At 64.6% G+C, this 21,521-nt stretch carries 24 protein-coding genes and 2 pseudogenes; 10 read left to right on the top strand and 16 right to left on the bottom strand.

Annotated elements, in window-relative coordinates:
• Positions 1–2: 2 nt before the first annotated feature.
• Complete coding sequence (locus tag R4P95_RS08885) at positions 3–410, bottom strand: hypothetical protein (protein WP_397517814.1); 408 nt, start codon at positions 408–410, stop codon at positions 3–5.
• A 332-nt stretch (positions 411–742) separates the two neighbouring features.
• On the opposite strand from R4P95_RS08885, the gene R4P95_RS08880 reads away from it, so the two are divergent.
• Positions 743–1,570, top strand: a complete 828-nt coding sequence (locus R4P95_RS08880; protein ID WP_317745082.1) for a mycofactocin-coupled SDR family oxidoreductase — start codon at positions 743–745, stop codon at positions 1,568–1,570.
• Positions 1,571–2,015: 445 nt separating this feature from the next.
• Here R4P95_RS08880 and R4P95_RS08875 read toward each other — a convergent pair whose 3' ends face one another.
• Both R4P95_RS08875 and R4P95_RS08870 read right to left on the bottom strand, forming a co-directional pair.
• Positions 2,016–2,558 carry an NADPH-dependent FMN reductase gene (locus tag R4P95_RS08875; protein WP_317745083.1) on the bottom strand — a complete coding sequence of 181 codons (543 nt, stop codon included), beginning with the start codon at positions 2,556–2,558 and terminating at the stop codon, positions 2,016–2,018.
• Between the two features lie 87 nt (positions 2,559–2,645).
• Positions 2,646–3,202, bottom strand: a pseudogene (locus R4P95_RS08870) (integrase core domain-containing protein); the annotation flags it as partial.
• A gap of 475 nt (positions 3,203–3,677) precedes the next feature.
• On the opposite strand from R4P95_RS08870, the pseudogene R4P95_RS08865 reads away from it, so the two are divergent.
• Positions 3,678–4,083 (top strand): annotated as a pseudogene (locus tag R4P95_RS08865) (protein kinase); the annotation flags it as partial.
• Positions 4,084–4,109: 26 nt separating this feature from the next.
• Positions 4,110–4,253: a LuxR C-terminal-related transcriptional regulator gene (locus R4P95_RS08860; RefSeq protein WP_317745084.1), complete on the top strand. Its 144-nt coding sequence runs from the start codon at positions 4,110–4,112 to the stop codon at positions 4,251–4,253.
• A 472-nt stretch (positions 4,254–4,725) separates the two neighbouring features.
• On the opposite strand, the gene R4P95_RS08855 is transcribed toward R4P95_RS08860, so the two are convergent.
• Positions 4,726–5,661: a DAPG hydrolase family protein gene (locus R4P95_RS08855; RefSeq protein WP_317745085.1), complete on the bottom strand. Its 936-nt coding sequence runs from the start codon at positions 5,659–5,661 to the stop codon at positions 4,726–4,728.
• A gap of 57 nt (positions 5,662–5,718) precedes the next feature.
• Here R4P95_RS08855 and R4P95_RS08850 point away from each other — a divergent pair, with 57 nt between their 5' ends.
• Positions 5,719–6,309 (top strand): hypothetical protein, encoded by a 591-nt coding sequence (locus tag R4P95_RS08850; RefSeq protein WP_317745086.1) that lies wholly within the window; start codon positions 5,719–5,721, stop codon positions 6,307–6,309.
• A gap of 315 nt (positions 6,310–6,624) precedes the next feature.
• Here R4P95_RS08850 and R4P95_RS08845 read toward each other — a convergent pair whose 3' ends face one another.
• The 8 genes from R4P95_RS08845 to R4P95_RS08810 form a co-directional block, all read right to left on the bottom strand.
• A complete protein-coding gene (locus R4P95_RS08845) occupies positions 6,625–7,335 on the bottom strand; it encodes a hypothetical protein (protein ID WP_317745087.1) in 711 nt (236 codons plus the stop codon).
• Positions 7,336–7,482: 147 nt separating this feature from the next.
• Positions 7,483–8,538: an IS110 family transposase gene (locus tag R4P95_RS08840; protein ID WP_213574193.1), complete on the bottom strand. Its 1,056-nt coding sequence runs from the start codon at positions 8,536–8,538 to the stop codon at positions 7,483–7,485.
• 312 nt (positions 8,539–8,850) lie between these two features.
• Positions 8,851–9,138: a hypothetical protein gene (locus R4P95_RS08835; protein WP_213571837.1), complete on the bottom strand. Its 288-nt coding sequence runs from the start codon at positions 9,136–9,138 to the stop codon at positions 8,851–8,853.
• A gap of 162 nt (positions 9,139–9,300) precedes the next feature.
• Entirely contained in the window at positions 9,301–9,441 is a 141-nt protein-coding gene (locus R4P95_RS08830) for a hypothetical protein (protein WP_213571836.1), read from the bottom strand.
• A 482-nt stretch (positions 9,442–9,923) separates the two neighbouring features.
• Positions 9,924–10,256, bottom strand: coding sequence for a rhodanese-like domain-containing protein (locus R4P95_RS08825; protein WP_317745088.1), 333 nt, complete (start codon positions 10,254–10,256; stop codon positions 9,924–9,926).
• A complete protein-coding gene (locus R4P95_RS08820; RefSeq protein ID WP_317745089.1) occupies positions 10,253–10,519 on the bottom strand; it encodes a hypothetical protein in 267 nt (88 codons plus the stop codon). Before R4P95_RS08820 ends, R4P95_RS08825 begins: the two co-directional genes overlap by 4 nt.
• Complete coding sequence (locus tag R4P95_RS08815; protein WP_317745090.1) at positions 10,516–10,971, bottom strand: hypothetical protein; 456 nt, start codon at positions 10,969–10,971, stop codon at positions 10,516–10,518. Before R4P95_RS08815 ends, R4P95_RS08820 begins: the two co-directional genes overlap by 4 nt.
• Before the next feature lie 34 nt (positions 10,972–11,005).
• Positions 11,006–11,425 (bottom strand): MarR family winged helix-turn-helix transcriptional regulator, encoded by a 420-nt coding sequence (locus R4P95_RS08810; RefSeq protein WP_317745091.1) that lies wholly within the window; start codon positions 11,423–11,425, stop codon positions 11,006–11,008.
• A gap of 102 nt (positions 11,426–11,527) precedes the next feature.
• On the opposite strand from R4P95_RS08810, the gene R4P95_RS08805 reads away from it, so the two are divergent.
• From R4P95_RS08805 to R4P95_RS08795, 3 genes are all read left to right on the top strand, one after another.
• Positions 11,528–12,316, top strand: coding sequence for an SDR family oxidoreductase (locus R4P95_RS08805; protein ID WP_213571831.1), 789 nt, complete (start codon positions 11,528–11,530; stop codon positions 12,314–12,316).
• Positions 12,317–12,462: 146 nt separating this feature from the next.
• A complete protein-coding gene (locus tag R4P95_RS08800; RefSeq protein ID WP_213571830.1) occupies positions 12,463–12,750 on the top strand; it encodes a YiaA/YiaB family inner membrane protein in 288 nt (95 codons plus the stop codon).
• A gap of 61 nt (positions 12,751–12,811) precedes the next feature.
• The gene (locus R4P95_RS08795; protein ID WP_317745092.1) at positions 12,812–13,723 is read left to right on the top strand and encodes a DUF5995 family protein; all 912 of its coding nucleotides are present in this window, start codon (positions 12,812–12,814) and stop codon (positions 13,721–13,723) included.
• 15 nt (positions 13,724–13,738) lie between these two features.
• Here the strand turns inward: R4P95_RS08795 and R4P95_RS08790 are convergent, their stop codons facing one another.
• Genes R4P95_RS08790 through R4P95_RS08775 form a run of 4 tightly spaced genes read right to left on the bottom strand, consistent with a single transcriptional unit; the run spans position 13,739 to position 18,765 of the window.
• On the bottom strand, positions 13,739–15,721 hold the full coding sequence (locus R4P95_RS08790) for a 5-oxoprolinase/urea amidolyase family protein (protein WP_317745093.1): 1,983 nt from the start codon (positions 15,719–15,721) through the stop codon (positions 13,739–13,741).
• Complete coding sequence (locus R4P95_RS08785) at positions 15,718–16,374, bottom strand: urea amidolyase associated protein UAAP2 (RefSeq protein WP_317745094.1); 657 nt, start codon at positions 16,372–16,374, stop codon at positions 15,718–15,720. The genes R4P95_RS08790 and R4P95_RS08785 overlap by 4 nt, the downstream gene beginning before the upstream one ends.
• Positions 16,371–17,216, bottom strand: a complete 846-nt coding sequence (locus R4P95_RS08780; RefSeq protein WP_317745095.1) for an urea amidolyase associated protein UAAP1 — start codon at positions 17,214–17,216, stop codon at positions 16,371–16,373. Before R4P95_RS08780 ends, R4P95_RS08785 begins: the two co-directional genes overlap by 4 nt.
• A gap of 1 nt (position 17,217) precedes the next feature.
• The gene (locus R4P95_RS08775; RefSeq protein WP_317745137.1) at positions 17,218–18,765 is read right to left on the bottom strand and encodes an amino acid permease; all 1,548 of its coding nucleotides are present in this window, start codon (positions 18,763–18,765) and stop codon (positions 17,218–17,220) included.
• A 221-nt stretch (positions 18,766–18,986) separates the two neighbouring features.
• Here R4P95_RS08775 and R4P95_RS08770 point away from each other — a divergent pair, with 221 nt between their 5' ends.
• From R4P95_RS08770 to R4P95_RS08760, 3 genes are read left to right on the top strand one after another with little or no spacing between them, the layout of a single operon-like run.
• Positions 18,987–19,715, top strand: coding sequence for a TetR/AcrR family transcriptional regulator (locus R4P95_RS08770; protein WP_317745096.1), 729 nt, complete (start codon positions 18,987–18,989; stop codon positions 19,713–19,715).
• 39 nt (positions 19,716–19,754) lie between these two features.
• On the top strand, positions 19,755–20,084 hold the full coding sequence (locus R4P95_RS08765; RefSeq protein WP_317745097.1) for a type VII secretion target: 330 nt from the start codon (positions 19,755–19,757) through the stop codon (positions 20,082–20,084).
• Positions 20,081–21,484, top strand: a complete 1,404-nt coding sequence (locus tag R4P95_RS08760) for a hypothetical protein (RefSeq protein WP_317745098.1) — start codon at positions 20,081–20,083, stop codon at positions 21,482–21,484. Before R4P95_RS08765 ends, R4P95_RS08760 begins: the two co-directional genes overlap by 4 nt.
• Positions 21,485–21,521: the final 37 nt, after the last annotated feature.

Genomic DNA, 21,521 nt, shown 5'->3' with positions numbered 1-21,521 from the left:
GATCAGGGTGGTGCCGCGGAGAAACTCGATGATGAAGAGCGAGAGCCCGGTGTCGTCGGCGAGGTCGATCGTCGGCAAGGAGGGCGTGGACACAGCGGAGGATCGGGATGTTGGTCATCACCGCTTTCTACACCGGCTCGAACGACACCCGCGAACTGACGAGCAGAATGCTCCCCCTCAGCGGGACTCGGTTCCGCTCGGTGGCCCAGCGGGACTCGGTTCCGCTCGGTGGCCCAGCGGATCAGCTTGCCGACCGCGTTGCGGTGTCCGACGTCCTGCTTGATCGTGAGTAGTTCCCCGTTGCGGGTGAAGAACCCAGCCCGCGTGCAAGGCCCAATGGTCTCGAACACACGTTGCCGACCGGCAAAGTGGTAGGGCATTTCCGCGATCCTCGCGGCCGTCACCCGCACATGCCCGGTGGCCGGTGTGGAAACTGCCGTCGCGGTTCGCGGTCCAGCTCGCAAGAATGTTGCCGGTGAATGCCTGGTCCGCTGCCGGATCGCGTTCAGCGACGTCTTCCGCACAACTCCGCACGAGGAGGTGGTGTGAAAATTGCGTTCGATTCAGGTGTCGAGCAGAAACACTCCGGGTGCGAGATTTACGTCGAGGACGTTGTAGGTGTTGACACCGTCGGCGTCGACGCTGCTGGACCCCAGGCCATAACCTGGTTCACACAAGACCCCACGAAGCTTCCATACGCCGCACACTTATGTGCGGAACACTTGTTGAAAGGTACCGACTCATGGGACAACTCGAGAACAAGGTCGCATTCATCACCGGCGCTGCGCGTGGGCAAGGACGGAGTCACGCGGTCCGGCTGGCACAGGAGGGGGCCGATATCATCGCAGTCGACATCTGTCGCCCAGTCGAGACCGTTCCGTACCCCACGGCCACTCCGGACGATCTCGCGGAGACGGTCCGACAGGTGAAGGCATTGGGCCGGCGGGTAGTCGCCGCCGAAGCCGACGTTCGGGATCTCGAGGGCCTGAAATCGGCGGTCGACGACGGGGTCGACCAACTCGGCCGTCTCGACATCGTGCTGGCGAATGCGGGGATCTCCGCACCTGCGTCCACACTCGAGATGTCCGAAGAAGTGTGGTCGACGATGATCGACATCAACCTCACAGGCGTGTGGAAGACGTGCAAAGTTGCTGTTCCGCACATCATCGCAGGTGGCGAGGGCGGCTCGGTGGTCATCACCAGCTCGCTGGCGGCCTTGAAGGCGAACGAGAACATCGCTCACTATTCCGCAGCCAAAGCGGGACTCATCGGATTTATGAGAGTACTCGCAAAAGAACTTGCGCCGAGCCAGATTCGTGTTAACACGGTCCATCCGACCACGGTGGCCACAGAAATGATTCTTAACGACACCACCTACCGACTCTTCCGGCCGGATCTCGCGAATCCCACCAGAAACGACTTCGAGGAAGCCGCGGGCACTCTTAACGCACTGCCGGTCGCCGTCACGGAGGTTGAAGACATCTCACACGCTATCGTGTACCTCGTTGCTGGCAGTGGCCGCTACGTCACCGGCACGACACATGTCGTCGACGCTGGCGGACTGCTCTGACGCCACTGCTGCGTATGTCAGCACGGTCAGAGGCGCGTGGCCTGCCGCCGACCGCGCGTACGACCGAACGGAACCGCGTCCCACTGAGCCGGAGTGTGGTGAATTCGACGAGAACGCCGACAGATGTAGCTGCGCGTGCCGCATCGATTTGTAGCGTTTCATCGCCCGCTCGTGCTACCGGGCCGGGCTGATGCGAGTTCGCGGCTCGATTGTTCAGGTACTTGAATCGTCGATGCTCGACGGAGTCGAGCAGGTCGCGATGCGCGACAGTGCAGCTAGCCAGCTTGTCGGTGACCAGCACACGTATCGCACTCCCTTGAGCAGCTTAAGGAAGAATTGCTTCCGGGAAGGCTCTATGCCAGTGCGTTCATGTCGTCCCATCCGTCGATGTGTTTCCGAGCCACGCAACGTACCGTTTGGCTGTCTCGCTAGGTGAATTCGTCGGTCACCCCGCGACGAGGACCCGTTGGCTTAATGCCGCCAGAGCGCCGGCGATTCCTTCACGAACCGCGAGATCAGTTACGATGCCATCTTCATCGATCATCGTGGGTGTCACCGGCAGGTGGACGCACGCTTCCTCGACGATCGCGGCACCCGTGTAGTTCAGCACCAGTCGCAGAGATGCGTGGGCGCCGGCCGCGTTCGTCGCGTTGGCGGAAACGTTGATCCACGCGGTGGGCTTGTCACCGACCTCGATGCCACCCACAGTCCAGTCGAGCAGATTCTTGAACGATCCGGGCAGCGCCCCTGCGTATTCTGGCGTGCAGATCAGCAGCGCAGCTGCACTGTCGATCTGTTGCCGTAGGTGGACCACCGCCTCCGGCAACGGATCATGGTCGTCGTCCGGGTTGAAGTGTGGAAGTTCTCCCATCTCGAGGTACGGCACGCCGCGGAAGTTAACAGGGACCAGAGTTTCGACCGTGCGCAGGAGTGCCGAGTTGCTCGACTTGCCGCGCAGGCTCCCAGAAACCAGCAGGATGTCCGACATAGTTCACACCTTCCAATTGACTGCAGATGAATGCGCACTAAGCATTACTCAACGTCGATGGTTGCGCGATCAAGGCGGGGCCGACAGCTAGTTGTATGAGGCCATAACGTTGGTGACCGGCGTGGAGCTTGCTCGCGGGTGGCCGGTTTCCGGCGGCAGTGTGAGGTCGATGGTAGTTGTAGTGCACGTTCCACACTTCGAGAGCTTGTGAGCGCTGCTGCTCGCTGGTCCAGGTTCGGGCGTAGAGGAATTCCTCGGACAGGATCGAAGTTGTAGCGCTCGACCTTGCCATTGTGCCGTGGGGTGTATGGGGTGATCCGCTGGTGGCGCGCGCCGTGCAGGACCTTGGCGAAGTCTTTCGCGCGGTAGCATGAGCCGTTGTCGGTGACGACCCGATTGATGTGGCCGATGCCGTGTGCAGCGAAGAACACCCGGGCTCGATGCATGAATCCGATTGCCGTGGATGCTTTCTCATCAGTCAAAGCCTCGGTGTAGGCAAGGCGGGAGAACCCGTCGACGGCGGAGTGCAGGTACACGTATCCGGCGCGGGCTCCGGCAGCCTTGGCGCGTTCGACGGCCTTCGCCTGGTCAAAGCCCTTGCCGTGGGCACGCCAGCCACCGCCTTCCGGTATCCGTCCGACTTCGGCCCGCGTCGCCGTGCAACTCGAAGTATGCGAGGCCTTCAAGTCGCGGCGGGAAGTGTCAGTTCGCCGTCCGCACAGCACAGCTACGTCCGAGCAGATCGGTTGCCGACCGGTCATGAGCTCGCATATGTGGGCACGAACCAGCGCTCCAAATCGCGCGGTCGGCATCGTCAGTCCATCGATCCGCTGCTGCGGATCGATCATCGTCACCAGGACATAGAACTCCCGCGCAGCGTCCCCGCGGGTTCCGCCCTGCGCGGTACCGAGCTTCCACCCCGCCAGGCGCGCCTTGTCCTGATGCACGATCGCCATCAACGAGCAGAGATCGCCGACATCCTTTGCAGCTGAACGGCTTTGCCACGCAAGCGCCTTCTGGACCACCGCGGCCTCGACGTTAGGAACCATCACATCGAAGACCAGCGTGTCGCCCGGTGCAGGCGCGCACGGACCAACACCTAGACAGGTGGGGCGGCCGTCGTTGCTCGCCGACGTCGTTGCCGCTGCCCTGGGTGTGTGCGAGACAGGTCGGCGCGGCCGGTGCGGGAGGTGCTGGTGGACTTCCTCGACCTGAGGCGTCTGCTTGCTCCTCGCGATCGACAACTGCGAGCAAGAGATCGATGCAGTAGCCGCGCTGACCAAGACGCTGCTCAGGGCGTGCCCCGAGCTGAAGATTCTCACCACGAGCCGTGAACCCCTCGGTATCGGCGGTGAGGCGGCGCTGCGGGTTCCTCCCTCTAGCAGCGCCGGATCCGGACCGACCGTCCTCATTGCAGGGTCTTCCCGGATACGACGCGGTGACGTTGTTCACCCAACGAGCGACCTCCTCGGTGCCGGATTTCTGGCTGACCGACGACAACACGGGGGCGGTAGCCCGGATCTGCGGGTAGCCCGACTGGTGGCTCGGGGAATGACAAACAAGGCAATCGCGTCCCAACGCGTCATCGCCCAGCGAACGGCTCGAGGACACGTAGAGCACGAACTCGCCAAGCTCGGCTTCACCTCCCGCGCGCAGATCGCGGCATGGGTGGTGGAACACGGCAGCCACGGGTGAGGGTAGGTCGCCCTCTATGTGGATCGACCAAGGCTGTGCACCTGATCGGTGATCCAGCCGTGCTTCGGCAAGAAGTTCGAGCGCGGCGTGTTGACGAACGCAGATCCGAGCAGGTTCCTCCGGAATGCATATATGCATTACGAGCACGTGACAGTCACTGCTCATCGATGCTGCGATGCGTCTCAGCGGCGAAGCGCCCCGCTCAAATTGCCAACCACTAGGTCGCCTGTTGGCGACCTCGCTACAGGCCCGTGACAGACGACGGGAATCCATAGATGCCGCTGCCCAGAACGCGAGGATCGCTATCCCGCGCCCGCAAACTGGTCAAAACGCTTCCCCTTTTCCGGACGTCGCTGTAAATGACGTCACTCCCTTCGTCCGGCTCATTCGGATGACCCGATCGTGGACGCCATCCGTCCTGCACTGACCGTGCCGACGATAGGCGACATGCCCCGTAGGCGACTGCCGTCGATTAGAGCGGCGCTTGCCCGCCGAACTCGTGATATAGGGCGGGAAGGAATTGGGCGAGGTGATGCATCTCCTGGCCGCAGTGCAACAGCAGCTCCCGAGCGGAATCCATATCGGTAGCGATGTCCCTAGGGTCGAGGGACGGCCCCCGCTCGACGGCGGCGACGGCGTTGCGGATGTCGGGAAGTCGTAGGCCCCACATGCCGAGATAGAAACGGCTTCGCATTTCACATCCTCCGGCAATCGGACGGACCTGGTGTGCAAGCCATCCGACGTCTAAGGGGGCGACAGCACTGCCGACTCTAGCCAGGATCGTCGTGTGGTCATCGGGCACCTCGAAGCCGTGGGCGAGTGGGTTCTGGAACGCGATCCTCAACTGCTGTAGTTTCGGGCCGATGTACTCGTCGACGTAGGAAGCGTTCCCGATGTACTTGGCTCGGTCAGGGATCGGCTCGGCGGTGTTGTCCACTGCGAGGCCGGCGTATAAGTGCGCGTCCGGATGCCACAGCTTGTATCGGGCGGATTCTGCCGAGTGCCAGCCGAACCACCAGTCCCACATCGCCGCCGTGACGCCCGGCATCTCGGTGTGCACGGCCACCCACACCTTGCCCGAAGTTGCCCTGCCATAGCCGGTCTCGATCGGTGAAGAACCGGTCGCGGCGAGTTCGGTCTGCAGTGTCGAGACTTCCGGGATTTCATGCGCGGGAGTCGGCGGGCCGGCGTAGGCCGCGGCAACCGAAGGCGTAGCGGGCAACGTCCGATCCGCCATGAACTTCGCATACGGCCTCGCCCAACCCTCAGGCGAGTAGCCGCGATAACGGGCGGCGGACACCGGACGCGCACGAGCCGCGCCCGCTCTCAGGCCCGCGGCCCCAGACCCGACCACGAGAACTCCGAGAACAAGGGCCGCACGGCGGGTTACACCCGCATCTCTCAACATCCGTTGAGAGTACGCCCCTGGTGGGAGCCCGTACCCGAGTTGACTAAGTTCGGTCAGGTGACAGCACCGCGCAAATCCCGCCAAGACTCGGCACAACGGCGAGGAGAAATCGCAAAAGCCGCATTGCAGGTTCTCGGTGAATCCGGTCTACGCGGACTGACCCATCGCGCCGTCGACGCCGCGGCCGCACTCGCCCCCGGCTCGGTCAACTACCACGCCCCCACACGGCAGCGCCTACTGGATTTGGCCATCGATGAACTGTTTGCCCGAGACATGGCCATCGCCGAACGCTTCTTCCTCCGTGTGCAGAATTGGACACCTGCCGCGATAGCAGAAGCCGCAGCCGGATTCGTCGACGCCATGGGCGGGCCCGGACATCGGCACCTCGTCGTCGCTCGCCACCACCTGCTCGGCGAAGCACAATACAATTCGGCATTGGCCGAAAAGTTCCGGCAGCAACGTGCCGCCTTCGTCAACTTCGTTCGAGACCGGTTCGAGGCCGAGGGCCATCCAGCGTCCACCGCGCTCGCCGAGATGTACGTCATCGCGATCGACGGGCTGACCCACAGGCAGGTTTTCTTCGCCGCATCCGCTCTCGCTCCACACGAAGTGATCGCCGCGCTTCGAACCATTACGGTGCCCCCCTAGCGCCGACACAGGCGCAACGTGCAGTCCCGTCGGCAGACTCGGCAGTGACGCCCAGGACAGTCCCCACCTTCTCACGTCCTTATTCTCTGCACGTAGCGGGTCGCCGATGAACTGTTGGATTAGCAGTCGATCACTTGCTGTGCGCGTCTCGACTGCAACAGTTGTCGGTCTTGGACCTCGTTACGCGTCGTGGATCGGTGTAAAATGCTCCACGCGGCTCGTAGATGCGTCGACCGGTGTTCCTTCGACGCGAAGGTGTCACCGAGGATCATTGGTCGCTGGAGTCGGAATTCGAAGCAGGACAGTTCTTTAGCGTTAGATCGCTGGCGGACGAGTTCTGCCATGGATCGCAAGCAGCGGTCCGTGGACGACAAGGCCGGGATAGCCCTCGATGCCCGTGGTGTAGGGGTGGTCGTAGTGAATACGGTGTGTGTTGGCGGTAAGTGCGCTGAACCGGAATGGCCGGGCAGTGTCGGGATGTGGTTCGGCGGTCCAGGTGGCGGTCGACTCTGTTAGAGGTTCGGTGGCACGCGTATATGTGGTGGTCGAGCTAGAGTGCCTGCGGTAGAACAGGTTCTGTTCGTCGACAAGTGCGGTGCCCCCGTCCTGCCGGTATCCGCTGCGTTCGGTGACGAATAGCAGTTTACCGATGCGACCGCGTTTGGTTTGGATGCGGGCGAGACTGGTGTGTTTGGTCGTCGACACTCCCAGCCGCAGCGATTGGCGTTCTTCGATGCGTGAGCCAGCGAACATTCTGCGGCGGTGCGGGATCGGTGGCAGGAAGTGTCTGTCGCGGGGGTGACCGTCGGCACCGAGGCCACCGGACTGTGGCAAGGCGAGGAAGTACAGCCAGTGCCAGGGCAACGGCGGACAGCCCCCGACTGCGAACGTCTCCTCGGAATCGAGGGCTGCGGCCAGATTATTCACAGGGCCTGGTGGAAGGCCGTCGTGGGTGACAATAGGGTCGGGGTGCCAGTTGGTGAGGAACTGCTCAATCCCGGACTCGCTCGTGGCGGTGTGTATCATGCGCGAGTCCTGGTCAATGGGTGGCGATAAGTTCGATGGCCAGCCGGTCGCTGTCGGCACTGTACTTCTTCAGTGCCGGCATACCAGCATTCTCCTTGTTAGATCAGGAGTCTCCACCTCGTCCAGGATGCTTCTATATCCGTCAAGTCATGCTGGGGCCGGATACGCGGCGGTCAGTGTTCGGAACAATTGCCGGGTGATGTACCTCTTCAGGCATCGCATGATCTCCTTGGTCGTGCGACCCTCGCTGCGGCGGCGGGCGACATACGCGCGGGTGTCGGGGTGGGTGCGCATCCGGACGAGGACGATAGTGGTCAGCGCCCGGTTCAGTCGTCGATCCCCGCCACGATTGAGCCTGTGACGCATCGTGTTCCCCGACGACGCCGGTATCGGGCAGGTTCCGGCGAGGGCTGCGAACGCGGCTTCGGAACGGACTCGGCCCGGATGAGACCAGGCGATGAGCACCGAAGCGGCGACCACCGATCCGACACCGGGTAACTCCGGCAGTTCCGGTGCGACGGCGTTCACCGCAGAGTCGAGTGCCTTCCTGTTGTCGATCAACTCGGTATCGAGGGCACGGATTCGTCTCGCCAGTCGTACCGCCTCCTGCCGGCACGTTTGCATGGTGATGTCCTCCGACCGGGAACGCCAGGTAGATATCGCATCAATTTGTCTGCGCGTCAGCGCTTTGCGCGCATCGACACCAAGGTCGGTGATCCGGAGCAGGGCGGTGAGCGCATTGACCGCTCGGGTCCGCTCACCAGCCATTTGTTCCCTGGCCACGACCAGGACCCGAAGGGCGGCGCGGGGCCCCTCGGCGCGCGGCCAGCGGAGCCGTGAGATGTCGACCGCGAGCACCGACCGGGCGATCCGGACGGCGTCAAGCGAGTCGGTCTTGCCCACACCGCGGCGGCGCGCCGCCGACATCGCGGCGGGTTCGACGACCGCCAATCTGGAACCGAGGACACGCTCGGCGAGACCTGCTCCGTAGGAGCCGACGCCTTCGATAACTACCAGAGTCGCGTGCTCACCCACGCGCCGGCGGATCCATGTCACCGCTCGCTCGAGCCCGGATGGGCTCGTCGGAAACATTGATTGGTCGACAATTGCTCCGGTCGCGGCGGTGACAACCGACAGTGAGTGGGTAGCGGCGTGGGTATCAACCCCGATGACGAATTCGTACTGATCTGCAACGATAGGCATGGCGGCGGAATCCTTCCCAAGAGGTGACGTCGTGTCGGCGTCGGCCCGGGAAGAACACTTCGAGGCAGGCCTGTAACGGGCCACGACCCGCGCACACGGGTCGGGCAGGCTTCTGATCAAGCCACCGAAGCGGGACCGGGTCGGCGTCGCCGTCTCGGCCGAGTGGACAGATCCTGGACAGTGCACCCCGAAGGGGCCATGCGGTTCAGGGGTCACACTCAATCGCGACGACGGCACCGATCCTGCCAGCCAGCCCCGGGCCAGCCACTACAAACACTTACAGACGGTTCACTCCCGGCAATGTCACCGCCGTCACCCGACACAGACCAGCACGCCCACGACCGCCACTGCAACCAGCGAAGCGCCGCCGCAGATCAACCACGCCCGTGTCGCCAGCTGCCGCCACCGCTCGCACCGCTCGTCCACGTATACGTCCGAGCCGCTCAGATTGGGATCGGACGCACGGGACTTCGAGAGGCGGCGAACCTTTGCGTCGGCTCGCGCCGCCACACCGAGCGCGACGGGCACCATCAACAGTGCAGCCACCAGTAGAGCCACCATCGCACCCATGCCCGTCCCGAACACTGCCGTTCCTCTCATACCAACAGGCGCCGTCACAGGTACCGCGCATTGATCACAGGCCAGGCGGCACCCAGAGGCACAACCACGCCGCCCCCGTCAGCTCCATCGCTGCACAGCCGCCGCCCCGCGTCTCACTTCGCAACGCCAGGCATCGGTGGAAGAGCATGAAGCGCCGTGCGGCTACACGCCGGGCATCGGGAACTTCCACACCGCCACCACGATCACGCCCATGATGAGTGCGGCGTACAGAACGGTCCCAACCACACCGGCCCGCAACGTATTCAGCAGATTCGAGCCCAGGTTCTCGGTGATTCGTGCCATGACATCTCTTCTCTCACGTGCAAACAATCTCGACTGCCACATCCACGGTGGCGTACGGCCTACCAACTACCTTGGACCGTCTTCGACACCTGCACATCGGCCGAACTACCTACACCCATACCCGAAATCAGGTCTGGAAGTTTGGGTCCCGGTATAGGGTGGCAACCGAACATTGCCGAACGCCAGGCTTCTCCGACTAATTCAGCTGTGTTATACGTCACATGACCGGGCTCGAACCTGAGGCCAGTCGTTCTCCCACAGGTTCTCACAAATCGTCGACATCACACTTACCGGTCGGTTACTGAGGTCGCCGAAAATAGTGCAATGGCGTGGATCACACTCTCTGGACTTCCGGGCTTCGGCTCTCGAAAATCATGGTTGCGCTGCTCGTTACTACGTGCAGATTGTCCGTGTAGCGCCCCCGCCCGCTGATATACATCGCTGGCGGGGGCTGCGCTTGGCTGCGCCGCCACATCACACCCTCACCGGGCGATCAGCGGCCCGCCCGCAGTGCGCCAATGGACGAGACCGCCGCTCATGTTGACCGCGTCGAACCCGGTCTCTACCAACAAGTTCGCAGCACCGGCCGAGCGGATTCCGCCGGTGCAGAAAGTGATGAGCAGGCGGTCGTCAGGAAATTCCAGGCACCGATCCAGTAATTCGTCCAGTGGCGCGTGCACGGCGCCGGGAATGTGGACCCGATTCCACTCGAACTGGCGTCGGACGTCGATAACGAGCGCGCCATCTTCGACGAGGCGAACCGCCTCCGCGGCGCTGACCGCCGGCGGCCGGTACAGGTAGTGCCGAAAACTCATTCGCTGCGAGCCTCTTGTCGCAGGTTGACCATCGCGAGGGGGCCGCTGAGCACGGGCACGAGCGCACCGACGCGGGTCCGGGTCGTCAAACCGCGACCGAGCAGTGCCGTGACGCCGACGGCCAGGTAGAGCGCACCGTGGATCGGACCGAGGACGCGAGCCAACGTGGCGTCATGCACGGTGCCGAGGTTGATCAGCAACGCGAGGACACTGACGGTCTCGAGCGCCGAGAGCGCAGCCAGGGCGCGCAGCACCCCGGTCATGCGTAACCCGATCCGGGCCGCACGATCATGAGCACGACGACGACCACCCACAGCAGGTTGAACAGGCCGGTCACCATGCCGAGGCGCCGGAGGTGGTCTCCGTCGCCGGGTGCGGTGAGCGCATGTTGCTGCATTGGGGCGATCTGTAGGGCGAGTAGTCCACCGGCAAGGGCGGTGAGCACCATCGCGACCACCACCCAGACCTCGCTCGTGCGGCCTTGCACGGAAGCGAGGACCAGGCCGACGAGGGGGACCGCGAGCGCCAGGACCCCGTAGACACGGGTGATCCGGTGCAGCACACGGGCGGCGTGAATGCTCCGCTCGACCTGCGTCGCACCACCTGCCGGGGCGGTCACCGGTGCGTATCGAGGGAACAGACTGGTGGCCACCGCGACCGGACCCACGAAGAGGATGCCCGCCACGACATGGACGGAAAGCAACAGCGATTCCATAACCTTCAGCCTAACTGAAGGTTGGTGACGGGGGTCAGTCGGTGGCCGACATCACCCGCAGCATGTGCACCCGCAAGGCCTCGGTCAGCTCGGGATGCTGCGCGGCGAACTCCGCGTCGAGTCGGGCAACCACCTCGGCCGCCCGAGCCAGCAGTGATTCCCCCTTCGCCGTGACCCGCAGAGTGGATGCCGCCCCGGCGTGCGCAGTCCCGTCGTCGACCAGCCCGGACCCGACGAACGCCGCGACCGCCGTGTGAGCGCTCTGCACAGTGATGCGGGACCGCCGAGCGAGCTCGCTGAACGAGATACCCGGCGTTCTACGAATGTGCCCCAACAACCCGTACCTCCGGGTGGTCAACCCGAGCGGCTTCAACCCCTCGGCGAACGCGGCATCCCACACTCGGCCCACCGTCAGCAGCGCGACCGTGGGACTGAAAGGAGGAAGCTCCGACATGGGAGAAGGCTACCCATCGACCTCGTCACGTTCCGCAAGCGCCGATTTCCGAAACGCCGACCAAGTCTTACCGATAATCGCGGTAACGTCTATCCTGTCGAGATGCCCACTCCAACGGTCTTCATCACCGGCGCTGCCGCCGGGATCGGACGTTCCACTGCCCTCGAATTCTCCCGCGCCGGATACCTCGTCGGGGCCTACGACATCGACGCGACGGGCCTCGCCTCGCTGCAGGAGGCGATCACGTCCGCCGGTGGGCGCGTCGTCACAGGAGTTCTGGACGTCACCGACCCCGAGCAGTGGGAGAAGCGCCTGAGAGAGTTCGACGCCGAAGCGGGTGGTCGTCTCGATATCCTCGTCAACAATGCCGGCATTCTGGTCGCGGGCCGGTTCGAGGAAATTCCGCTGGAGGTACACAAGCGGCAGATCGACATCAACGTCAACGGTGTCGTCTACGGAACGCACGCCGCCTTCCCCTACCTGAAGGCAACGCCGGGCGCACAGGTGATCAATCTGTGTTCCGCCTCGGCGATCTACGGTCAACCGGAACTCGCCACCTACGGTGCCACCAAGTTCGCCGTGCGCGGCATCACCGAGGCACTCGACCTCGAATGGGCCGAGTACGACATCTCGGTGAAGGCGATGTGGCCGTTGTTCGTCAACACCGCCATGACCAAGGGCGTGTCCACGGGCACCACCACCTCGCTCGGTATCAAACTGAGCGCCGACGACGTGTCCGCGAGCATCTTCAAGGCGACTCGCCCCTCGAAGCGGCCGTACCACAAGGTGCATTTCCCGGTGGGCCTGCAATCGAAAGCGCTGTCGCTGGGGTCCCGCTTCTCCCCCGCGTGGCTCACTCGTGAGGTCAACCGCAGACTTAGCCACACCTAGAGTCGCATGCTCGGCGCCGGCTTCCGCTCGTGTGGGAGGTTAGCCTCTGCCCGGCCGGAATCCGGCGCGACCACGCGGATCTACCCTACGGAAGTCGGGTAGTGCTACTCATGTCTCACGCAGAGTCAACCGCCAAACTGTGTTGCATGACACCGACACCGACACCCAGAACGACGACCGCCTTCTTCGTTCAGGCGGGTATCGCCTTTGCCATCAGTTTCGCGGGATCGCTCATCGGAATCGCCTACCTGCCCATCGATCCGTGGCAGCGTGGCTTTCTCTGCATGACGTTGTTGTTCCTGGTGACGAGTACGTTCACGCTCGCCAAGGTGGTGCGTGATCATCAGGAGGCGTCGACGGTACGCGTTCGCGTGGACGAGGCGCGGCTCGAGAAGTTGATTGCCGAACACGACCCGTTCAAGACGGTGGCCTGATCGCGCCGAGATCCCGTGCAGTCACCGCACAACACCGGCGGCGACTCGCTATGCTCCGGCGATGCACTCTGCGAGATCGTCGATCGCCGTACGCTCGGTCATTTCGCTCTGCGCAGTGATCATCAGCGCGGGAGCCCTTCCCGCGCATGTTTCGGCGCAGCCGCCAAGTTCCGTGAGCACGGCATGTGGTGAGGCACTGACGAAGCCGGAGCTCGCGCGGATCATCGAACTCTCCGACCTGTCGACTCTCCCGGACACCCCGTCACTGGAACGCCTCGAGGACGAGGTGGCCCGTCACGCGGAGATCACCGCCGTTCTTGTGCGCCATCACGATTGGCGCGGACTGTTCTCCCTCGGACTCGACGCGGTGGAACACTCTGCGGTGATGCCTCTGCAGCGCGACCCCACTGCGTTCGCGGATCGCCGGTGGGCACCTGCGATCAGTTCGGATCTGCTGCGCCGGTATCTCCGCAACCTGCATGCCGAGTTCACGGGCACCGCCGTCGAGCCACAGTGGGAGTGGTACTTCTCGCTGTCGAAGCAGTGCTCGCTGAGTCCCGCCCGTGTCGCGATGGTGGGGTACAACGCGCACATCACCATCGATCTGGCACGGGCAGTTGCGTCTTCCGGCACCGCCGCTGACGACATTCCCGACTACTACGAGATCGTCGATTCCATTGCTCGCGACGGCGACACCATCGTCTCCCGTACCCAAGAAATCTACGGTGCCGATCTCGGGCCTCTGTGGCGGTTCTACTTCGTCGGCGAGGGTCTCGATCGCCTGGCCGGATCCGATGTTCCCTCGGATCTTCTCCTGCGCGCTGCGGACAGTGGTTACAACACTGTCACTCTCGCCAATGGCTTCGCATTGCAGTCGCCCAACTCGGCGCCGGTCGCTGAGGCGGAGATGGCGGCGCTGGCACAGGCAACCGACGCCGCGCTGGGAGTCCTGTCCGATTTCGGTGGGCTCTGAGGGGTAGCGCCCTCCTCACCCCACTGTCGTGAATTCCCCCGCCGCGGACCATCTCTGCCGTTCGGCGGCGAAGGCGACAGTCTGCCCGGCGCGGAATTCGCTGATCGAATCGGCGTGCGCGCTGAGAAACCGCTCATGATCGGCGAGCGAAAATGTGCCGTCGGTGATGTCGATGCCACCCCCGCGCCCTGCCGCGACGTCGGACCGCAGATCCATCAGTTCCTCCGGTTCCACGGGATACCAGGAGATCCGGTCGAAGAAGCGAAGCAACCATGGAGTTCCGTCCTCGAACGGACCGGACTTCTCGGGGTGGCGGTGGTTCCACACTTGGGTCGTGCGGCCCACGAACTGGTATCCCCCGGGCCCTTCCATTCCGTAGATGCACAGGTACGCCCCGCCGATCCCGACCGCGTTCTCGGGGGTCCAGGTGCGTGCCGGGTTGTACTTCGTCGTCACGAGCCGATGACGCGGGTCGAGGGGTGTTGCCACGGGCGCGCCGAGGTAGACATCGCCGAGACCGAGCACCATGTATTCGGCGCCGAACACGGTGTCGAATACGTCGTCGACGCTGCCTAGACCGTTCATGCGGCGGATGAATTCGATGTTCCACGGGCACCAGGGGGCGTCGGCGCGAACTCCGTGCATGTACCGCTGGATTGCTTCCCGCGTCGAGGGGTCGTCCCAGGACAGCGGCATCCGAACGGACCGACTCGGAACGACGAGCTCGTTCGCCGCGGGCAATGCGTCCTCCGCGTCACCGAGCAATCCCATGAGCTTGGAAATGGGCAACACATCCGGATCGACCCGGACTTGCAGCGAACGGATCCCCGGGGTGAGGTCCAGAAGGCCGGCCGGCTTCTCGATCTCGAGCCGCTGATGCAGTGCGTGGGCCCGGGCCCGAAGAGCAAGATCCAGGGTCATGTCACCGTATTCGACCAGGACATTGTCGTCGCCGGATCGACGGTAGGTGACGGCGGTGTCACCGTCGCGGCGTGCGATCACGCCGTCGTCGCCGTCACCGGTAGTGGAGAACACCGAGGAGTGCGCAGCGCGACGGGCAGGACCGAGCGCGCGGGTCGACGCCGCCCTACTTGCTTTGATGGGTACGAATCGCACCGTGTCGCCCGGGGCCAGCTGGCCCAGCTTCCATCGTTCCGCCGCGACCACGGTGACCGGGCAGACGAAACCCCCGAGGCTCGGTCCATCGGGTCCCAACAGGATCGGGGTGTCCCCGGTGAAGTCGAGTGCGCCGACGGAATACGCGTTGTCGTGAATGTTGGACGGGTGCAGTCCCGCCTCGCCGCCGTCGGTCCGGGCCCAGTCGGGTTTCGGACCGATCAGCCGCACCCCGGTGCGGTCCGAATTGAAATGCACCTCGTAATCGGTTTGGTACAACGTGTCGATGTCGGACCTGGTGAAGAATTCGGGAGCGCCGTGTGGCCCTTCGGTGACCGCGATCTCCCAGCGTCGGCAGATTGCCGGAACATGTTCGGCGGGAACGCCCTTCACGGACCCGTTCGCGTCACCGATTGCGAGGATGTCACCCTGTCGCAGGGTCCGGCCCTGGTGACCGCCGAACTTGCCGAGGGTGAACGTCGAGGCGCTCCCGAGGTAGTCCTCGACCTCGAGACCGCCCTGCACCAGCACGTAGATCCGCAGTCCGGGACCGGACACGGTACCGACGTCGAGAACTCCCCCAGCCGGTACGTGTATCGGGCGCCATTGCGCCGCCAGGACGCCGTCGACGGTGACCGGTGCCGGTGCACCCGTCACACACACCGCCGTGTCCTCGTCGAACTGCAGGGCGGGACCTGCCATGGCGCACTCGAGTCCGGCGGCGCCCTCGTCGTTTCCGAGCGCACTGTTGCCGAGCCGGAAGGACAGATCGTCCATGGGGCCCGACGGCGGAACCCCGATGTGCCAGTAGCCGGTCCGGCCCGGAAAGTCTTGCACCGTGGTGAGCATGCCCGGCCGCTGCACGGTGATTTTGCCGGTCATCGTCGGACCCCCGTCGGGCGTGTCACGATCATGCGCACCGGTGTCGGATCGAAACCGTTGCACGGATTGTTGATCTGCGGGCAATTGGACACCAGTACCAGAACATCTCGTTCCGCGCGCAGAGCGAGCCGCTTGCCGGGCGCCGACAGGCCGTCGACGATTCCCAGTGTCCCGTCCGCCTCGACGGGGACGTTCATGAAAAAGTTGATGTTCGACACGAGGTCGCGCTTGGCTATCCCCCACTTGGAACCCTCGGCGAGAAAGTTCTCCACGCACGCGTGCTGGTGTTTGGTGTGGTGGCCGTAGCGCAGCGTGTTCGATTCTTGCGAGCAGGCTCCACCGACGGTGTCATGGGAGCCGACTTCGTCCGCCACCAGGGTCATCAAGGCGTCGTGGTCGTCGGATCTCAGGACACTTCCGGTGGTGAGGAAGAGGTTGCGTTGTGCAGACACGGTCGCAGCCGCCGAGTACCGCTGCCGGTGGTCGTCTGCGGCGTAGACGAGGGTGTCCACGGCCTGATTGCCGTACAGGTCGACGATGGTGAGGACGTCGCCGGCCTCGACGACGGCGGACCACGGCCCGCGGGCGTCGACTTCTTCGTCCAGGACGACCGTTCCCGGTACCAGGGCGGCGGTGTCGATGCTGGTGGTCATGCCTGCTCCTGCCCCTGCGACTGCGCGGCAGCCCAGATGTCTTCGGTGTTGAGGAATGCGCGCCGGTATTCCGGTTCGGCTGCTGCGGGTTCTTCGATGCGCCCGCCCGACCACGCGAGTACCTCGAGCGCGGTCGTGTCGAAGGTCGGTGACGGGTCCAGCGGGTGAGCGGTATTCGCGATCAGGACGACGAGTGGGAGATGCAGAACCAGCTCGACTACGCCGCCCGGTCCCGCCGAACCGATGCTGTTCAGGGAGCCGTCCGCGCCGACTCGTACTCCGTGGAACAACGACAGTGAAGGTGGCAGATCGCGTCGGTCGAGCCCGTGTTTCGCAGCGGCCACCGTGAAGAGTTCGCGGCCTGCCGGTGACCGCGAATGTAACGAACCGTCCCCGTATTTCGCAGCGTTGGACGCGAGCGACGTAGTGCCGCACAGCGCGTCGTGGTGTCCGGAGGTGTCGGCGACGACGGTGGCGAGCAACCTGCCTTGATCCGACAGCAGCGGATGTCCTTCACCGATATACGCCTGCCACGGCACTTTGACCGTGTCGGCGACGTTCAACCGCTCCCACGGCGCGTCTGCGCGGAACAGCATAAGGTGTGCGCAGGCCAACCCCTCCACATCTCGCAACCGCACACGTGTTCCGCGTTCGAGAACCTTGCTGGTGTATCGTCCGCCTGGAACCGTCTCGGCCCACGTCAGGGCCGCCGGGTCGACATCGGCTGGGGGCGCCGGCCACGCCGATGCCGGGACCACGGGCATCGATCCGGTGATCGCGCCCGCCTGGGCGCGCGCGTGTTCTTTCGCGGCAGTAGTGGTCGAGGTATCCACTGAGGTCATGTCAGGCTCCAATCGTGACGGGGTTGGGGGTGCTGCGGCCGCGCGGGAAGCACAGAATTCCGAGTGCGATCACAGCGGCGACCGTGACGGGTGCGGCCCACCGCAGAAGGGGGTAGGCACCGCTCGGGTCGAAGACCTCGGCCCGCGGCCACGAGAGGTTCACCACCATGAGGGCGCCGTAGCCGACAGCCAAAATGTTCACGGGTAGGCCGAGTCGGCCCAGCGAGAAAAGACTCCGGCCGTCCGCGTCCACCTGCGGGCCACCGTGCGGCCAGCCCTTGAGGCGGCGGACCAGGAGGGGCACCGTGACCATCAGATACGCGAGGTAGATCAGGATGATGCAGACACTCGACAAGGTGGCGAAGATTGCGGAGTTTCCGACGTTCACCGCGAGGATCGCAATGCAGACGACACCGATGAGGACGGACGGTGCGATGGGAGTTCCTGTGCGAGCGTTCACCTTCGAGAGCACCTGCGAGGCGGGCAACCGACCGTCGCGGGCCATGGAAAACACCAACCTCGACGCCGCCGTCTGAATGGCGAGTGTGCAGACGAACACGGCGACCGCGACATCGGCCAGAAGCAATGTGCCCCAGGGCGAACTGAGAATCGACGACAACACGTACGGCAGACCCTCCGCGGCGAGGCGACCGTCGGTCAAGCTCGGAGCCGCCATGAGCGCGCCGATGATCATCAGGCCACCACCGAGCGCCGAGACGGACAGCGCCAGCCGGATCGTGCGCGGGGCCACCCGCCGCGGGTTCCGCGTCTCCTCCGCGAGCTCGCCCGCCGAACCGAACCCGACCATCACGTAGGCGGCCATGAGACCGGACACGATCCAGGCCCAGCCGTATCCGGGGTCGGTGCCCGCCGCACCCGTGTCGAATACGACCTGCGGTCCCCGCTGCGCGTGCGTGAAGAACATGCCGACCACAGCGACGACTCCGACGATCTCGCACGTGACACCGATGTTGTTGATGCGCGACATCCAGTTCACACCGATGCAGTTGATGAAAGTGGTGAGTACCAGCAGGACCGATCCGAGCAGGACCGCGTTGGCGGCACCGCTGGCGGACGTCAACGTGCTGTCTTCGCCGATGATCTGGAATCCGCTCCACACGTTCGGAAGCACCACCTGCAGTGCGATCGCCGCGGCCGAGGCCGTGACCATCTGCGCCAGGATCATGAACCAGCCGGCGAACCAGCCCACCACCTCCCCGCCCATCCGGCGCGACCACTGGTAGATGGCACCGGAAATGGGATACCGGGCAGCCAATTCGGCGAAGTTGAGCGCCACCATGAACTGACCGACGAATACCACCGGCCACGTCCAGAAGAACGCCGGTCCGGCGAATCCGAAACCGAGACCGAACAATTGGAAGATCGTCGTGAGGATCGACACGAAGGAGAAGCCGGCCGCGAACGAAGCGAACTTTCCCAGCTTCCGGTGCAGTTGCTGCTCGTAGCCGAATTTACCGAGGTCGCCGGAGTCGTCGATTCTCTCGGCCCCGGTCGGAACAGGAGGTGCAAGTACCGGTGCGGACGGCACTTGCGCAGTCCTCGTAGGTGTACTCAAGGGCCTTCTCCTTCGGCGAGAGCAATATCTGTCGCTCGATAGTTTTCTCTCGCGCCCTACCGGATGGGTGACGCGGACGTATACAGATCGGCCGCCGCCGTAACAGGATCGTTGCGAACGTTTCGGAGGTATGACGAAATGCTCACGGCGGGTGTCCACGGTGGCGTGGAGAACCGACCTGACATCATGAATAGGTGAGCACCGGGCCGGGACGACCGCGACTGACCAGTCAACGCAGGCCGGGTCGGACGACGCCCGAGGAGATACTCGACGCCGCCGGAGAGTTGTTCACAACCAAGGGCTTCGCTGCCACGTCCACCCGCGAGATCGCCGACATGGTGGGCATCAGACAGGCATCGCTCTATCACCACTTCGCCAACAAGGAGGAGATCCTGGTGGCGCTCCTCGAGGAAACAGTGTCGCCCGCACTCGCCGCCGCCCGAGTCCTCGAGATGGTCGACGCGCCTGCCGTCGTACGCCTGCACGCACTCGCCACCTATGACGTCACCCAGCTCACCGGCACGCGCTGGAATCTCGGTGCCCTCTACCTTCTGCCCGAACTACGCACCGAACGCTTCGCCCCGTTCCGGGCGCAACGCACGCTTCTGCGCTCGCACTATCAGCACTGCGCCGAACAGGCGCTCACCGAGATCACGGCCGGCGACACCGAATCATCACCCGGCCTTACCGATCTCCCTTTTCGCATCGTCGAGAGCGCTATCGCCACCCGGGCGGACGTCGAAAGCGGAGCGGTACCGACACCCGAGAACATCGATGCCGCTGCCCTCCTCGCCGACGCCTGCTTGCGCGCCCTCGGATGGTCGCAGCCACTCGACGAAATCCGTGCGCAGTCGCGGGTTCTCCTCGACCACACGGCAGGTGGCACCTCCCGCGACCTTCCGCCGCCGACGTCGGATCTGTGAGATAAAGTCTGGCGAACGCTTACTACCTGGGGGGTTATCTTGAGCGATGTCTTCGTCGTCACAGACGGCATTCGGCGTTACGGTGCGACGGCGGCGCAAGCCGCGGAGCAGATCAGTAGTGCTGCAGCGATCGACCTCGCTGCCGACCTCGCCGCGCTGGCGCCGGTGTTCGGTCCGATCGGAGCCGACTTCCTCGCGTCCTTCGCGGTGGCGCAGGGCAACCACGCCAAGTCGGTCGCCGAACTCGCATCCCACTACGCTCACACCGCCGTCGCGTCCGGGGCCACCGCAGACTCCTACGATTCCGTCGACGACGCCAACGGCGGCGCCCTCGGAGACATCGGCGGGGCCATCGGAGACCTCGCATGACGTCTCCCGAGCCCGCCGGCGACATCGCGCACCCGTCGATCCTGGATCTGCTGCAAGGCTCCGCGTTCGCTGAGGCGGTGAACACGCCTCTGCCGAGCACGCCGCTCGAGGCGCTGCAGAGTTCGCCGCTCGGCCCGCTACTCGACACCCCGATCGGCGTGCCGACGCTGCCCGAACTCCCACCGTTGCCTGCTCTTCCGCCGTTGCCGCCCAATCCGGTGGAGGCCCTCCTCCAAGGACAAGGCCTGCCCGGACTGCCGGGAATCGACCAGTTGTTCAAGCCACTCACCGACCTCGCGGGCGCCTTCGGTACCGGGACGTTCGGCTCCGTCGATCCGACCTCGGTGCTCGACATGTCCTCCGGACTGATCGACCAGGCCATGTCGCTCAGCATGTCGGGACTGAAGGCGCTCGATCAGATCTGGCAGAGCCAGGCGGCGCAGGCCGCGCAGGTCCAGGGACAGCAGGCTCAGGTGAGCGGTGCAGAGCTGAGCGAGCGCGGCACGCAGATTTCCGGGACCACCCAGACCGCCGCTGCGTCGGTGGCCCGTGGCAACGCCAATCTGATGACCATCTCCGAATCATTCGCGTCCACTGCGGTCGCTGCAGCACCGATGGTGATGACGCCCCCCGGGCAGGCGATGCTTCTCGCGTCGGCCGCCGAACACATCAAGGCCGCGATCGGAGTGGTCACGCAGACACGAACCGAGCTGAACGAGCAGACCCTCACCATGAACGGCCTCGCAGCACCGGTACCCGTACCACAGCCGCCGCCCGGACCGCCCGCCGCGCCGACGTCACCGTTTGCTGTCGCGAGCACCGTGCTCGAGAGCGTCGGTACCCCGATGATCTCCACAGTCACCGACAGCCTCGGTCAACTCGTCTCGGCCACGACGCAGGCCGCGAGTGTGTCGCCCAGTGACGTGTCCGCCGACTCCGTCGCGGCCAGGTCCGGCTCGCCCGCGCCGGCCGGTGCAGCGCACGGTGTCCCCGGCTCAGTGGGCATCGCAGGTGGTACCGGAATCGGCATGTACGGCGCCGGCGGCGGAACAGCTTCCGGGAGCGTCGCTTCCGTGCCGCGTGCACCGGTGGCCGGTTCCGTTCCGCCAGGCGCTGCCGGTGTGGCGACTCCGGCTGCCACGGGCACGCCAGGAGCACTCGGCACGTCGACAACGACCGGAGTGGGAACAGCCGGCGGACCGATGGGCGCGATGGGCGGCGGCGCAGGAATGGCGGGGGCGGGTCGTGGGGGCGACGAACAGCTCAGCGGCCGCACCACACCCGGCTACCTCGTGAACGCCGGCGACAGCAACGCCTTCGTCGGCGACCTCCCAATGGTGGCTCCGGCCGTCATCGGCGGCGAAGAACTCGACGACGGCCAGATCGACGCCAGGAACTGACAGCCGCAGGTGGGGGCGGAGGCACTGCCGCCCCACC

It is taken from the genome of Rhodococcus sp. IEGM 27 (genome assembly GCF_033142305.1).
Classification (GTDB): domain Bacteria; phylum Actinomycetota; class Actinomycetes; order Mycobacteriales; family Mycobacteriaceae; genus Rhodococcus_F; species Rhodococcus_F oxybenzonivorans.
Note: the sequence above shows the minus strand (reverse complement) of the source record. Positions and strands in the feature narration are given on the sequence as shown.

What these genes read in the sequence shown, in the direction of transcription:
- R4P95_RS08875 (WP_317745083.1), bottom strand. Translation starts at nt 2,558, where the DNA reads ATGTCGGACATCCTGCTGGTTTCTGGGAGCCTGCGCGGCAAGTCGAGC.
- R4P95_RS08810 (WP_317745091.1), bottom strand. Translation starts at nt 11,425, where the DNA reads ATGTCGGAGCTTCCTCCTTTCAGTCCCACGGTCGCGCTGCTGACGGTG.
- R4P95_RS08825 (WP_317745088.1), bottom strand. Translation starts at nt 10,256, where the DNA reads ATGAGTTTTCGGCACTACCTGTACCGGCCGCCGGCGGTCAGCGCCGCG.
- R4P95_RS08855 (WP_317745085.1), bottom strand. Translation starts at nt 5,661, where the DNA reads ATGTTGAGAGATGCGGGTGTAACCCGCCGTGCGGCCCTTGTTCTCGGA.
- R4P95_RS08800 (WP_213571830.1), top strand. Translation starts at nt 12,463, where the DNA reads ATGACACCGACACCGACACCCAGAACGACGACCGCCTTCTTCGTTCAG.
- R4P95_RS08805 (WP_213571831.1), top strand. Translation starts at nt 11,528, where the DNA reads ATGCCCACTCCAACGGTCTTCATCACCGGCGCTGCCGCCGGGATCGGA.
- R4P95_RS08820 (WP_317745089.1), bottom strand. Translation starts at nt 10,519, where the DNA reads ATGACCGGGGTGCTGCGCGCCCTGGCTGCGCTCTCGGCGCTCGAGACC.
- R4P95_RS08830 (WP_213571836.1), bottom strand. Translation starts at nt 9,441, where the DNA reads ATGGCACGAATCACCGAGAACCTGGGCTCGAATCTGCTGAATACGTTG.
- R4P95_RS08840 (WP_213574193.1), bottom strand. Translation starts at nt 8,538, where the DNA reads ATGCCTATCGTTGCAGATCAGTACGAATTCGTCATCGGGGTTGATACC.
- R4P95_RS08780 (WP_317745095.1), bottom strand. Translation starts at nt 17,216, where the DNA reads ATGACCTCAGTGGATACCTCGACCACTACTGCCGCGAAAGAACACGCG.
- R4P95_RS08835 (WP_213571837.1), bottom strand. Translation starts at nt 9,138, where the DNA reads ATGAGAGGAACGGCAGTGTTCGGGACGGGCATGGGTGCGATGGTGGCT.
- R4P95_RS08795 (WP_317745092.1), top strand. Translation starts at nt 12,812, where the DNA reads ATGCACTCTGCGAGATCGTCGATCGCCGTACGCTCGGTCATTTCGCTC.
- R4P95_RS08860 (WP_317745084.1), top strand. Translation starts at nt 4,110, where the DNA reads ATGACAAACAAGGCAATCGCGTCCCAACGCGTCATCGCCCAGCGAACG.
- R4P95_RS08815 (WP_317745090.1), bottom strand. Translation starts at nt 10,971, where the DNA reads ATGGAATCGCTGTTGCTTTCCGTCCATGTCGTGGCGGGCATCCTCTTC.
- R4P95_RS08790 (WP_317745093.1), bottom strand. Translation starts at nt 15,721, where the DNA reads ATGACCGGCAAAATCACCGTGCAGCGGCCGGGCATGCTCACCACGGTG.
- R4P95_RS08760 (WP_317745098.1), top strand. Translation starts at nt 20,081, where the DNA reads ATGACGTCTCCCGAGCCCGCCGGCGACATCGCGCACCCGTCGATCCTG.
- R4P95_RS08785 (WP_317745094.1), bottom strand. Translation starts at nt 16,374, where the DNA reads ATGACCACCAGCATCGACACCGCCGCCCTGGTACCGGGAACGGTCGTC.
- R4P95_RS08880 (WP_317745082.1), top strand. Translation starts at nt 743, where the DNA reads ATGGGACAACTCGAGAACAAGGTCGCATTCATCACCGGCGCTGCGCGT.
- R4P95_RS08845 (WP_317745087.1), bottom strand. Translation starts at nt 7,335, where the DNA reads ATGATACACACCGCCACGAGCGAGTCCGGGATTGAGCAGTTCCTCACC.